This window comes from Acinetobacter nectaris CIP 110549, from assembly GCF_000488215.1.
GTDB lineage: Bacteria > Pseudomonadota > Gammaproteobacteria > Pseudomonadales > Moraxellaceae > Acinetobacter > Acinetobacter nectaris.
Genome location: NZ_KI530712.1, coordinates 1,068,039 through 1,082,025, shown reverse-complemented (window position 1 = coordinate 1,082,025; position 13,987 = coordinate 1,068,039). Strand labels below are relative to the sequence as shown.

At 34.8% G+C, this 13,987-nt stretch carries 11 protein-coding genes and 1 other RNA gene; 8 read left to right on the top strand and 4 right to left on the bottom strand.

Going from position 1 to position 13,987, the window contains the following annotated elements:
* Entirely contained in the window at window positions 1-1,266 is a 1,266-nt protein-coding gene (gene sbcD / locus P256_RS05355) for an exonuclease SbcCD subunit D C-terminal domain-containing protein (RefSeq protein ID WP_023272669.1), read from the bottom strand.
* Between the two features lie 117 nt (window positions 1,267-1,383).
* Between sbcD and P256_RS05350 the strand changes: the two genes are divergently transcribed.
* Complete coding sequence (locus P256_RS05350; RefSeq protein ID WP_023272668.1) at window positions 1,384-1,857, top strand: OsmC family protein; 474 nt, start codon at window positions 1,384-1,386, stop codon at window positions 1,855-1,857.
* Between the two features lie 151 nt (window positions 1,858-2,008).
* On the opposite strand, the gene P256_RS13285 is transcribed toward P256_RS05350, so the two are convergent.
* Entirely contained in the window at window positions 2,009-2,182 is a 174-nt protein-coding gene (locus tag P256_RS13285; protein ID WP_023272667.1) for a hypothetical protein, read from the bottom strand.
* A gap of 573 nt (window positions 2,183-2,755) precedes the next feature.
* Between P256_RS13285 and P256_RS05345 the strand changes: the two genes are divergently transcribed.
* Window positions 2,756-3,211: an ABZJ_00895 family protein gene (locus tag P256_RS05345; RefSeq protein ID WP_040331658.1), complete on the top strand. Its 456-nt coding sequence runs from the start codon at window positions 2,756-2,758 to the stop codon at window positions 3,209-3,211.
* Here the strand turns inward: P256_RS05345 and P256_RS05340 are convergent.
* Both P256_RS05340 and hemB read right to left on the bottom strand, forming a co-directional pair.
* On the bottom strand, window positions 3,202-4,305 hold the full coding sequence (locus tag P256_RS05340) for an NAD(P)/FAD-dependent oxidoreductase (protein ID WP_023272665.1): 1,104 nt from the start codon (window positions 4,303-4,305) through the stop codon (window positions 3,202-3,204). The genes P256_RS05345 and P256_RS05340 overlap by 10 nt on opposite strands.
* 12 nt (window positions 4,306-4,317) lie before the next feature.
* Complete coding sequence (hemB, locus tag P256_RS05335; protein WP_023272664.1) at window positions 4,318-5,331, bottom strand: porphobilinogen synthase; 1,014 nt, start codon at window positions 5,329-5,331, stop codon at window positions 4,318-4,320.
* A 470-nt stretch (window positions 5,332-5,801) separates the two neighbouring features.
* Here hemB and P256_RS05330 point away from each other — a divergent pair, with 470 nt between their 5' ends.
* The 6 genes from P256_RS05330 to P256_RS05310 all read left to right on the top strand — a co-directional run bounded on the left by P256_RS05330 (window position 5,802) and on the right by P256_RS05310 (window position 13,985).
* Entirely contained in the window at window positions 5,802-6,950 is a 1,149-nt protein-coding gene (locus tag P256_RS05330; protein WP_023272663.1) for an HlyD family secretion protein, read from the top strand.
* A 3-nt stretch (window positions 6,951-6,953) separates the two neighbouring features.
* Window positions 6,954-8,477 (top strand): DHA2 family efflux MFS transporter permease subunit, encoded by a 1,524-nt coding sequence (locus tag P256_RS05325; RefSeq protein WP_023272662.1) that lies wholly within the window; start codon window positions 6,954-6,956, stop codon window positions 8,475-8,477.
* Window positions 8,478-8,556: 79 nt separating this feature from the next.
* Window positions 8,557-8,916: a transfer-messenger RNA gene (gene ssrA, locus P256_RS13100) on the top strand.
* A gap of 173 nt (window positions 8,917-9,089) precedes the next feature.
* Window positions 9,090-10,241 carry a tyrosine-type recombinase/integrase gene (locus P256_RS05320; protein ID WP_023272661.1) on the top strand — a complete coding sequence of 384 codons (1,152 nt, stop codon included), beginning with the start codon at window positions 9,090-9,092 and terminating at the stop codon, window positions 10,239-10,241.
* Window positions 10,242-10,523: 282 nt separating this feature from the next.
* Entirely contained in the window at window positions 10,524-12,824 is a 2,301-nt protein-coding gene (locus P256_RS05315; RefSeq protein ID WP_023272660.1) for a hypothetical protein, read from the top strand.
* A 288-nt stretch (window positions 12,825-13,112) separates the two neighbouring features.
* Window positions 13,113-13,985 carry a YagK/YfjJ domain-containing protein gene (locus P256_RS05310; protein WP_023272659.1) on the top strand — a complete coding sequence of 291 codons (873 nt, stop codon included), beginning with the start codon at window positions 13,113-13,115 and terminating at the stop codon, window positions 13,983-13,985.
* The last annotated feature ends 2 nt before the right edge of the window (window positions 13,986-13,987 follow it).

Below are 13,987 nucleotides of genomic sequence, written 5' to 3'. Positions count from 1 at the left end.
TTATCCTTCATTTGACGTTGTGTTTTTGTGCTGTATTTCTTCAGCTTCATGGAGGAGTGTTAAAAAGTCTTCTTTCACTTGAGTATCTTGTTGATAGCCCATGCTTTCCCAAATCTGTTCAAATAAGTTTTCAGGTGTTGGTGGTGCTAAATCAATTTTAGAAATGGATGAATCATCGGTATCTGCACGTGTGACAGGTTTACGAACAATACGGGTAATTCGATACCGTTGTTTTGGCAATGCATCTTCAATTTGTTGGCGTAAGTTAAGCGGGGGTGGAGTATGACTATAGTATTCAATATCTACAAACTCCCGTTCATCAATGGGTAAAGCACCCTCATCTGGTAACTGTTCTAATTTTTTGAAAACATCTTGAAGCTCACCTTTGATTGCATGTAGTGCAATTGATCTTGGAATGATGAGTTTTTCATATTGAATTTTTTCTGAAATGTTTTTGTTAGGATGGATATGAACATTTAAAACTTGATGTTTATAGTTTAATTCACTAAATGAGAGTGGGATAGGAGCGCCACTATAACGAATATATTCATTGCCTACTTTTTGTGGTTTATGCAAATGCCCAAGAGCAACATAGTCGACATCTTCACTAAAAAGGTCTGTAGAAAGAGCATCTTGATGACCAATGACGATACAGCGTTCTGAGTCAGATTCTTGCCCCCCTTGCATATGTGCATGTGACATGACAATGAGCGCTTGTTCATCTGTTTTACGCCGTTTTGCTTCATCTATTAAAGTTTGATGTAAATAAGAGATGGCAGACTGGTTGTCTTGGGTATGTTCGTTGAATCCTGTAATTTCAGCAGGACGTAAAAAAGGTAAGGCAACACACCAAGCAACAATAACGTGGTCTGAGTTGTAGATGGGCAAAATGAGATGATCTAAATTGAGCTTTTTATCTTGAGTCCATTGGATAATACCGACTGCTTTGGCGTTATATTTTGCCAGCAGTGGCTCGACCTGCTCAATGCGATAGCCTGAATCATGGTTACCTGCAATCATGAGTATTTGCAGATGTGGTGCGATGTCATGTGCATTTGCAAGGAATTGATAGAGCTGTTTTTGTGAGGCAGAAGATGGATTGACGATATCGAAAATATCACCTGCGATGAGTAGCGCATGGGGCTGTTTGTCACCAATTTCTTGAAGCAACCACGTTAAGAATTTTTCATGCTCCAAATGGCGGGAGTAATTGTGAAAAAGTTGTCCCAAATGCCAGTCAGAAGTATGAAAAAAATGTACAGCCATGAGTTACTCTTGTTTTAGATGCTAGCAAGGTTAATTTAACAGAGTTTGTTTAAATATTGAATATTTCTAAGAGAGGGTATGGTATAACTGTAAAAAATAGAATAATAGTAGAATGCCATGACAACTCATTATTATAACGTTTCTGTGATTTGGGATGGAAACTTGGGTCAAGGGACGGCCTCTTATGACAGCTATCAAAGAGATTTTCAAATTACACATCCACATAAACCAACCATTTTAGGTTCGGCAGATCCTGCATATTTGGGCGATAAAACCAGATGGAATCCTGAAGACTTAATGGTTGCTGCTGCATCTGCATGTCATAAACTCTGGTATTTGCATTTATGTGCGGTAAATGGTGTTCATGTCATTGCATATGAAGATGATGCAGAAGGTGAAATGGAAGACCATCACCCAACGAAAAGAGGGCATATTAAAGAGGTGTGTTTAAATCCAAGAATTACCTTAAAGCAAGGTGCTAATTTAGCACTCGCCAAGGAATTACATGACACTGCGCATCATGAGTGTATGGTTGCTAACTCTGTTAATTTCCCAATTTTTTGTAAACCACTATTTAATTTTGCTGAATAGAAAAAAATAAACCGACTAATTGCTTAGTCGGTTGTTATCTCAAATTTTGCGCAATTATTTATTATATGTTTACTACAATAGCTTATTTTTATTAAATAAAAATGACAACCATAAAAAAAGAGCCTAAGTTAGGCTCTTTTTTATTTAAAAATTATGCTGCTTTTTTAGCTGCATGATGGTGTTTTTTATGCGCGTGTTTTTTGTGATGCGCTTTTTTTACATGATGCTTATGAGGTGCTGGCTGAGTTGCAGGTGCAGCCATTGCTGTAGCAGTGAAAGCTGTTGCAGTAAGACCTAAAGCTAATACAGATAAAAGTTTTTTCATGGAGTTAGTCTCTATAGTTGAGTTAAGTTGAAACCTGATAAGGCTATACTGAATGAAATATGTGAATTATTTATGGATGAAATATATCAAGTTATATTATCTAAGATACATATCACAGTAGTTAGATGAGACTTAAGTTAATCATTTTTATATTATGAAAAAATTAATCAAAATTTAATATTCATCGCTATGCTTTAGAAAATATTTTGGTGTTAGGTTTCTAGTAAAAGAATATTTCTATTTGTGATATCAAAGTATCTTTATATTTATTTACGATTTTAATATGTAGGATATGTAAGCCAAATTTATATTTTTTTTAAGATATATAAAAATGAAGCCAATGATTCGAGTGATGAAGAATCATTGGCTTTAAAAAGTCTTTATGAATGGGTTATTTTTATAGTACCCAAGACGAGCCGAGTTGCTACTCTCAGACAAAAGGCCACTAAATATTTACTATTACTATTTAGGTTTGACATGCCTTGTACTCTATATAACGAGACATATGTGAAATAGGTTGACAAATAAATTAAAAAAAATTAAAAAATAATTAAATTTAAAAGTTGGCTTATTTTGAACGTATCTTTAAAGAAATATTACGCATGGTTTCTACTCTTTTATTTTCTAACAACCTGTGTGAGTGGGGTTTTGGCAACGATTTTACCGAATAGCCTTGCTTTTGTACTGATGGTTTTCCCCTACCTTATTGCAATGATTGGTGTTTTATATATTTTTTTGAAGCAACAACGCCGTGCACCTACAAAGACTGAAAGAAATCGTTTTAGTATCTTTTTTAATATTATTTTTTGGTTGTTTAACCTAACAGGCTTTTTTCTTGGTCTATTCTGGGCCTCTTTTTCCCAACCTCAAATTTGGCAATATACAATCGGTATGTTATTTCAGCCATCCACATTATTTATCTGTGCCTTATTTTTCTTTGTAATAGCAATGCCTTTATATGCAGTTACTTTTTGGTTTTATGGTAAACAAGCACAGCGAATGGCAATAAAAATGTTTGGTCATATATAAAGTTGGTTTGGTGAGTAAGGAGTAGGGTCTTCAATGAGGGGCTGAGAGAGCATGTGTTGTCTTAAAAGCTGTGCAGAAGCAGCACCCATACATAATCCATTTCTAAAGTGCCCTGTATTAAGCCAAACATTTTTTAAATGCGGAAGTTGACCGATATATGGGATGCCATGTGGGGAGCTTGGGCGTAAGCCTGTCCATGCTTTGATGAGAGGAAATTTTTGAAGTTCAGGAATCATCTCAAAGCAAGCCGCTAAGATATTTTTTTGGGTATCATTACAGGTGTCTTTATTAAAGCCAATATCCTTCATACTTGAACCGCAAACAATATGTCCATCTTGACGAGGAATAAGATACATCACCTTATTCATACACATTGTGGGCAACCAGTGAGGTGGTGTTTTAAATAATGCCATTTGTCCTTGAATTGGATAAACAGGCAGTTGAATATTTAGTTGTTTTGACCACTCAGCACTCCAAGCACCTGTTGCGATGACAATATGGTCATGGAAATATATATTTTGGTTATGATCTTGAATGGCATGTACTTCATCTTTGTTAGGTATTAAATTAGAAATTTTTATATTTTCGTGAAATTGTACATTTGGCTGTTTTTGAAGATATCTAATAACAGACTGAAGGACACGAGGATTTCTGATATTTGATAGTTCAGGAAAAAATATTGCTTCTTGTAAATTTTTGGAAACACGAGGGTTGATATTTTTAATTTTAGATTGCGAGATCTTCTCACATCTTTGCATCGGTTCATTATATTTTTCAGCATATGCTAGACCTTGAGCAAAGTCGTTATGGTCAAAAATAAGCATACCAGTTTGCTGTATTTGAAAATCTATTCCTGTAATAGGAAAGAGTTTTTCATTCCATTGATGATAAAGATATTTTGCATGTTTAGCTAAGGTATTGACCGCTTGAGGGTAACGCCAAGGATACATAGGCGAAAGAATACCACCACCGGCCCAAGAGGCTTCTAAACCTGCTTGCTGTTGGTCATAAATATGAACTTGAATTCCTTGCTCTGAAAGCTCTAGTGCAGACATTAACCCATTAATGCCTGCACCAATAATTGCAACATTCATCATCTGTTGTAATTATTTCATCTCTTTTAATTTACGTGCGGCATCTTCTGCAAAGTATGTCCAAATACCATCTGCACCTGCACGGCGGCAGCCAAGAAGTGACTCTAAAATAACACTCTCAGAGAGCCAACCATTTTGGATTGCACCTGCGAGCATCGCATATTCACCGCTCACTTGATAGATAAATGTTGGAACACCAAAGGTATCTTTGACCTCGCGTACAACATCTAAATAAGGCATACCCGGTTTAACAATGACCATATCTGCACCTTCTTGGATATCTAGTGCAATTTCATGGAGTGCTTCGGCACGGTTTCCGAAATCCATTTGGTAGTTGTTTTTATTTGCACCTTTTAAGTTACCTGATGAGCCAACAGCATCGCGGAAAGGGCCATAAAAGCTAGATGCATATTTTGCTGAATAAGCCATGATATTGGTATAGATATGTCCATTTGCTTCTAAAGCTTGGCGAATGGCACCAATACGACCATCCATCATGTCACTTGGTGCGATTACATCGGCACCAGCTTCTGCATGACTTAGAGCTTGTTTAACTAAACAATCCACGGTTTCATCATTGAGAACATAACCTGTCTCATCAATAATGCCATCTTGCCCATGTGTTGTATAAGGGTCTAAAGCACCATCTGTAATGAGTACCATTTCAGGGAGTTCTTTTTTGAGTAAACGGCAAGTTTCTTGTACAACGCCGTCTTCGCGCCATGCTGCTTCAGCAGTTAAACTTTTGTCTTCTTGTGGCGTAACTGGAAACAATGCAAGTTTTGATACACCTAACTCTAATAATGTTTCTGCTTTCTTAAGCAAAAGATCAGCGGAAAGGCGCTGAATATTTGGCATACTTGGAATATCTTGTGATTGTTTTTCGCCTGGAAGTACAAAAACAGGATAAATCAAATGATCACTTGTCAGGTGTGTTTCGCTAACCATTGACCTTAATTTATCATTTTTTCTAATTCGACGCATACGCGTTGCAGGAAAAGCAGGACGATTGAACGTATAAGTCATCACAATCTCGATCATCAAGGTTTAAGGTAAGGGCTATTGTAGACCTTCCATAGTAAATTTGGAAAAAAAATCAAAATAGCCTTAAAAAAGTAAAAAACTATAAATTATTATAATATGATTTTAAGTTGTTAATTTAAAAGATGAAATTTAATTTAATTTTAAATATATTGTTTTGATATATAGTTTATTGGTTAGTCTTTTGAGTGTCTTCTAATTTTAATAAAGTATATATAAAATAAGTATATAAATTAAATGAAAGTGATAAATTTATAAAAATTAGAATGTTGAAAAATTAAGTATTAACTATTCAATTATTGATCAATAAAATATTAATATTCTCATATTTTGATTTTTTAGTTTAATATTCACTATTCCGATGTGTTGTAAATAAAATATCATTTATATGTAAATGGTCAAACAAACTTGCATATGTCACATCGCCAAACGTAAGACGAATTATAGGGTTAAATATGACTGAAGAACATTTGCCAGCTTCGCAGAAAAAAGAACAGCAGAATATAGCATCTACAAATCCAAAACGTAAAAAATGGTTATCGATCGTTGCGGTAATATTCGTGATTTGTGCCATTATTTATATGGTATGGACTGTGTTCTTTGGTCATGTGGAAGATACAGATAATGCATATGTTGGTGCAGATACTGCACAAGTAAGCTCTATGGTTGGTGGTCAGGTTGCACATGTGTCTGTTGAAGATACCCAAAGTGTGAAGGCTGGGGATACACTCGTAACGATAGATGACCGTGATGCCAAAATTGCTTTAGCACAGGCTCAAGCAGATTTAGCAAAAGTGAAGCGTCAATATACACAGACGCAGGCGAATAATGGTTCTTTGTCTTCACAGATTCAATCAACTCATGATGCGATACAGAGTCAAAAGGCACAAGTTGAGAAAGCGAAAGCAGACTTAGAGCGAGCGATGTCTGATTTTAAGCGTCGCCAGTCATTGAGTGCATCAGGTGCAATCTCTAAAGAGGAATATACAACTTCGCAGAATGCATTAAATACAGCAAAAGCAAATTATAATGTTGCGCAAGCAGGCCTATCTCAGGCTGTGTCAAATCAAAAAGTTGCTCAAAGTAATCTAGATGCAAACAATGCCTTGATTAAAGGTTTAGACCAAGAAACAACGCCAGATGTTCTTGCAGCACAGGCAAAGGTTGATCAGGCTCAACTTAATTTAGAGCGTACAGTGATTAAAGCTCCTGTTGATGGTGTGGTGACAAATCGTAATGTGCAAATTGGTCAAACAGTCGCTGTTGGGTCTTCTTTAATGCTCGTTGTCCCTGTAAATAAACTTTATGTGGATGCGAACTTCAAAGAAAATCAATTGGCAGATGTAAAACCTGGTCAAGCTGTAACGCTTACATCTGACTTATATGGTGATGATGTGGTTTACCATGGAAAAGTTGTTGGCTTTTCAGGTGGGACAGGTGCAGCTTTTGCTTTAATTCCTGCACAAAATGCAACAGGGAACTGGATTAAGGTTGTGCAACGTTTGCCTGTTCGTGTTGCGTTAGATCCAAAAGAACTTGAAAAACATCCATTGCGTGTAGGACTGTCGATGACAGCGAAAGTTGATCTAAAGTCGAAGTCGTAAATTATGAATAAGTTTGTACCTTTAGGGGATCTAACAGGAAATAGACTGTTACTTGCAACACTTGTTTTAGCATTGGCTAACTTTATGGTTGTGGTTGACACGACGATTGCCAATGTATCTGTTGCACACATTACAGGTAGTCTTGCTGTTTCAACCACGCAAGGTACTTGGGTAATTACTTCTTATGCAGTAGCTGAAGCTATTTGTGTACCGTTAACTGGGTGGCTTGCAGGACGGTTTGGTGCAGTTCGTGTATTTGCTTCATGTCTTATCGGTTTTACATTTTTCTCAGTGATGTGTGGTGTATCTAATTCTTTAGAGTTGTTGGTGTTTTGTCGAATTGGTCAGGGACTTTTTGGTGGGCCATTAATGCCTTTAAGTCAAACCTTGCTTATGCGTATTCATCCACCAGAAAAACATGCGCAGGCCATGGGCTTATGGGCAATGACGACTGTAGTTGGGCCAATTGTTGGGCCAATTTTGGGTGGTTGGTTTAGTGATAATTTATCTTGGCATTGGATTTTCTTTATTAATTTACCAATAGGTATTATTTGTGTTTTTGGTGTTCTTAATCTGTTGAAACCTGCAGAAACACCGACGGCTTTAGTGAAAGTTGATGCCATTGGTCTCTCATTACTCATTATTGCAATTGGTGCATTACAATTATTATTGGATTTAGGGCATGACCATGATTGGTTCTCTAGTAATTTAATTTGTACATTGGCTGTAGTCTCTTTTATTGGTTTTATCATTTTTGTGATTTGGGAACTGACAGAAAAGAATCCTATTGTAAATATTTCTGTTTTTAGACATCTTGGATTTTCCCTTGCGGTATTAACGATGGGTTTTGGTTTTGGCGCATTTTTTGGGAGTATTGTACTTATTCCGCAATGGTTGCAAACCAATATGGGGTATACCGCGACGTGGGCTGGCTATCTTACAGCAACAATGGGGTTAGGCAGCGTGACAATGTCTCCTGTTGTTGCTAAGCTTTCAACAAAGTTTGACCAAAGAGCACTGGCAAGCTTTGGGCTTTGTATTTTAGGTGGTGTAACACTCATGCGTGCTTTTTGGAGTAATGAAGTAGACTTCATGGCATTGGCTTGGCCTCAAATTCTACAAGGGTTTGGTGTCCCATTCTTTTTTATTCCTTTAACAAACATTGCTCTTGGATCTGTTTTACCAAGTGAAGTTGCCGCAGCAGCAGGTTTAATGAATTTTATGAGGACAATGGGTGGTGCTATAGGTGCATCATTGTCCGTTACGATATGGGATAATCATGCCAGTATTTCACGTAGTGAAATTGTTTCTAGTATGAATATACAGCCTACATTGGGTGAACTTCAGCATAAAGGTTTTAGCTATGAAACAGCATTAGGTACAATTTCAAACCTTGTTAATAAAGAAGCTCTAACGGTTGCGGCTGATCACGTATTCTTGGTCTTTTCTATGATTTTCCTATTAGGTGCTATGATTATTTGGCTATGTCCGAAACCAAGAAAAATAGAAGGTGGACCTTCACACTAGCTGTTATATCTATCGTAAATTTAAAATCTTAAATGTATAGTATTTTACATATACTATGTTATAATTGGTTTACATACATGGGGATGTTATTGGCTTCGACGCTGGTGATGAAACTCATAGATGCATGCCGAGAGCGCATTTTCTCTCGTAAATAAAATTTGCAATTTTATAGTCGCAAACGACGAATCTTACGCTCAAGTAGCCTAAGGGCTACTAGTCCGCTTATCAGATTACTTGTGGCCTGATAACCCGACAGAAGCGAACGCACACAAGTCCGTATAGAATCAAGCCTTGGGGTTCTATATCAAACTTAAAGGATCGCGCTTTTAACCCTGTTCGTCGGGTCTTTAAGTGCTAAAACAATAGACGATATCTAAGCATGTAGTATTCTGGAGCGTAATGCTGGCGGACGCGGGTTCAACTCCCGCCATCTCCACCAAATTTTTATCCAGTCTCACAGGACTGATTATAAAAAGCCTTTAAATTCAATATTTAAAGGCTTTTTTATTTGCCTGTTTATCCGAAGTTATCCGATTGAATATGACCTTGTTTTTGCCTAATTGGGTAAAAAAAGGGAAAATTTACCCAATCAATAATGAAAGGTTTTAGGTGATGGCATCAACACAATTAACAGATAGTCAGTGCAAACAAGCAAAGCCGAAAGACAAGCCTTATCGTTTATCAGATGTAAATGGTCTATCGCTACAGGTTTCTACAAACGGCACAAAATATTGGAATCTACGTTTAACGATTAATGGTGACAGGAAGTCTAAATCTATAGGTAAATATCCAGACATTAGTTTAAAGAAAGCACGTGATATGGCTTCTAGACTTAAAATCCAATATGCAGAGGATAGTAGCCTAGAATCTCCAAAACCTCAATTTAGTGAAGTTGCCGAAGATTGGTTTGAAAATCAAAAGGGGACATGGTCAGATAAACATATTAGCAATGTTAGGGCGTCTCTAGATGAGTTGTATCTAAGTTTTGGTAATCATGAGATCGATAAATTAACAGCACCTATTATTCTAGAAGCAATTAGAAAAATTGAGAATAGAGGGTCTTTAGAAGTTGCTAAAAGAACATTATCAAGATGTGGGATGGTAATGAAGTATGCGATTGCACATAGTTATAGACTAGATAATCCTGCATCAGACTTGGTATATGCATTGAAATCTAGGAAAGTAAAAAATTTAGCATCGTTACAAGCTCAAGACATGCCTGAGTTTCTAAAGAAGGTACGCATGTACCCAAGTGATGCTCAAACACACCATGCAATTATGTTGATTATGCTGACAGGTGTAAGGGTAAGTGAGTTACTCAAAGCAACTTGGAGTGAGTTTGATATAGAAAATAGAGTATGGGATATACCAGAAAAACGAATGAAAAATGGGTTACCTCATCGAGTCCCTTTAACAAATTTAATGCTTCAAGAATTGGAAGCACTTAGGTTGACACATAACGAAGATTTACTTTTTCCTCATCGTTTAAATAGTAAGGAGCCCATGCGTAGTGAGTCAATTTTACAGGTGATTAAGCGTTCTGGTTACGCAGGTAAGATGACAACTCATGGTTTTAGATCATTGTTTAGTACGGTTTTGAATGAGTCTAATTTATTTAATTATGATGTTATAGAAAGACAGTTAGCACATGTTCCACAGAACCGTATTCGTGCTGCTTACAATCGTGCTCAATATTGGGAGGAGAGGGTTAAGATGATGGATTGGTACGAAGCTAAGGTGATTGAGTGGATGAATTACTACTAGGTAGTATTTACTAGAGTGTTATAAATCCTTTTCTAAGTAAATAAACTTAACGAATATTTTCCTAAAACCCCTAAATAGTTAAGCTCTATTTAGGGGTTTTTTATTGATATTTTATCGGAAATAATAGTTATATTTATAGGAATTAGTTTTTTAAATATTGGAATTATAATTTTATATATTGGAATTTAAATTAGATAGATTTGGCTGTATGTATTGAAAATACTTAACTTTACAGGGTTTTTAAGGTAAGTTTATTATTTTTATAAGCAAATTAAAATTTTTATGGAAAAAAAAGAAATTTATAAGCAACTAAAAACTGTTTATGAAAAAAGTGAATGCTATAAAAAAGATCAACATGATTTGATTTCTATGCTTGAGAATCTTAGTTGTATATTGGATGAGATTAGTAACTCTACTTATCCAAATGAAGTGGAGTATCAAAAGGCCAAGGCCGAAAAAAACTTTAGGCTTCTGGAAGAATACTTAGCTTTTTATAAAAAACTTTATGTTGACTTAGATTTAATTGAGATGGGTAGGCGAAGATATGATTTTGAATTTAATATCCTGATCTACTTGAGGTACATATCATCTGAAAATTATTATTACCTTATAAAAAATTGTAGTAGTTGGACAATTGATGCTTTTCCTCAAGAAGATTTTTTTAATTTTTTTAATTATTTCATTAAGTATTTTGAACAAAAAAAGCAATCTGTAGCACAAATACAATTCGATGATAGGAGCTTTCAAGCAGCTTGTGAAGTTTTTGATACTCAAGTAGAAGTAAATGTGCCACTATTTTTTTGTGATTTTCTTATCAACATTAAATTCTTTAATGAAAGGCTCATTAATATAGAATGCCTCTTATATGAGCATACTTCACGCTTAATGCAAGAGTATGGATTAGTTCTAGAGTATTCTAGAAAAGAGGTTGATTTATATAATCATTTTTTTATACAAAAAATATATGTTTTTAAAAAAGTGGGGAGTATGTCAGATTCTTGTCGAGTGACATTAATTAGAGGTGTCCTAGGTGAGAGTCTAACTACATTGTTTGGTGAGGGATGGTTTGATATCGTCGACAGAACGGAAACAATTAACGCAAAAATCTCAGACTCAATTCATGCTATTGATACATCAATAATTTTAGGAAAGCAGCATTCATTCAAAGAGCTAGTTTTAGGTTATATCTATAATGTCAATAATATTTTGAAACCTATTTTTTGTGATAACTGGCTTAATACTAACAGTCTCTCTGAATATAATGGCGAAGTGAGTTGGATAGAATTGAAAGAAACCTCAAATGTTTCAATTAAAGAAGGCATTTTTAATAACCATCTGGCAGTAGAGTGTGCTAAAAAGCCAAAAGATATAAGCACAGTCAAAACTAAGATTAAAAAATTTATAGAATTAGATATTCCTGAGAAATACATAACTAAGATTAAAAACTTACCTAAAGAAATAAAAGATGAAATTCAGATGATGAGGGTATTTTATCTGAATAATTTTGATTCCAATGATACAGATCTATTCCTTGATATTGAATATTTTATGAGAATTATTCAATTTAATAAGAATAACGTATTTACAATAGCTTCTAATTCATTGGTTGAGCAAGATAAGATATTTAAAAAGGCACAAAAGCTCCTTTCTGAAGAAGCAAAAATATATTTAGGCATTGCAAAGAAATTATTGAAAGTAGATGAGTCAACATTGGTTAAATGGAAAGAGAATAGTTTCATTAGTCATAGAGTTAAGAAGGTTTTATATCTGCATAGTCAGCGAGGGTTAGAAAAATTTTTTGAGATTGATAAAAGGGGAATTGTTGAATTTAATCATCGTCTAAATATATTAAAAGAAACCGATAAAAATAGCAGAAATGATATATTCATTTTGAATCATAATGACAGTATCAAAATTTCTAAGAATAAAGAACAAGTAAAAAATTATTTAGATAAATATTTACAAAGCAGTTTTTTTGCATTGCGTTTGAAATTCTATTTTGCATTAAGACCACATGGTAGTCTTGAGAAAAATTTAAAATTATTTAAAGATTATCTTAAAAACTTGAAAAGAACTAAGAAAAATTCAGGTGCAAATTTGTTGGCACACCTAGGCGTTCATGCTCTAGACAGTTACGATACTTTTTTTATCGATGTTACACTTATCTTTCAGTCAGATTTTCCCCTAGATATGCCTGAGCAAGATATAAAAACATATATAGAAAATGTACGTACTAAAACAATGGATAGTTGGAAAAACTATGTTCAGAATAAAAAAGATAATGTTGAACATCAAAAAGTGAAACTTAAGCAAACAGCTAATCATGTGTTTGATGAAAACAGTTATAAAGGACTAGTTTTTGATGTTGCAGATGAAAAAATATGTAACTCATCTATGGAAAACCAATCATTTATTGAGATAAAAGATTACCAGAAAGATCAAATAAAGAGATTTAAAGATGATATATCCAACTTATATATGGGGTATCAACTTTTGTATTCTTGGAATGAAATACTTGTTCATAAAAGAATTGTAAGTAAGACAAAGAGTATCAGACAGTTAATTAGAGGTAATTTAGTCTAACGCATAACTTTTTCTGAGGAAATAGGCCACTTATATGTAAGGAAGGCAAGTGCTTCTTGAGCTTATTTTTAGTGTATATGGAAAAAACCATTTCTGATTGGTAATGATTGTTGGAGGATTAAGATAGGTTAGACCCCAGTTTTATTGAAGGTTATTAATATTATTAATATCTCATACATCATACTTACTCATCTTATTATGAGTGATATGGAATACCTTATTAGAGGCTATAAATATCTTTATACCTAATTCAGGTCTTCTATGTATTCAGCATAGGAGATACTAAACATGAATAATCAAAGAGAGTCAGATTTACTCATTGAAATTGAGAGTACTACTGAGAGTTGGGTTATACATGGAATAGAACGAGATGAAAGTTTTTATGATCTATTTGCTTCATTGCTATTCAGTTTTAATGAGATATATGAACCAGCTTATAGCTACTTTGGTTATATCAATGCATGGAGTGATTTGATAGATGAGCATCTAATTGACGATCTAAGTTATGAAGATTTGGCTGATTATCTTTATTGTGAGGATTCTATAAATGGATGGGAAGAATATTTCTCAAACTATAGTTCTGTACATCGACATGACTTAAGAAGACATCGTGAAAATGAATTTAGAAATAAGAAATCTCTTGCTAAGAGGTTAAAGCATGCACTAAATCAATATTCTAAATCTTTAGTTGTTCGTGTGGATTTGGCTTATTTAAAAGAGCATCGAGATGTGAATGTCGATGTATTCTATAGAGATATCAGAACACTATGTGATTATCTTGGACAGCGTAAAGGGTTTCTAAAACACTTAGTAGACTATGCATGGGCATTAGAGCAGGGATCGGATAAAGGCTATCATTGTCATGTACTGATGATCTTTAATGGGCATAAAGTACAAAGTGGTTGGGGAGTTGCAAGCAAGCTTGGTCAAGTATGGATTGAAGATATTACCTCTAAGCAGGGAAATTATTATAACTGTCATGACCCCAAGCAAGTTGCACGTTATACCGACCTAGGAATATTAGGTATTGGACGAATTTATAGGGATGATATTGAGGCATGTGAGCGTTGTGAGAAAGCAGTAAGTTATCTCACTTGTCCTGAGAAAGAGGAGCAGTACTTAAGGGTTAAATGCACTAAGAGAATGCGTACTTTTAATTAGTG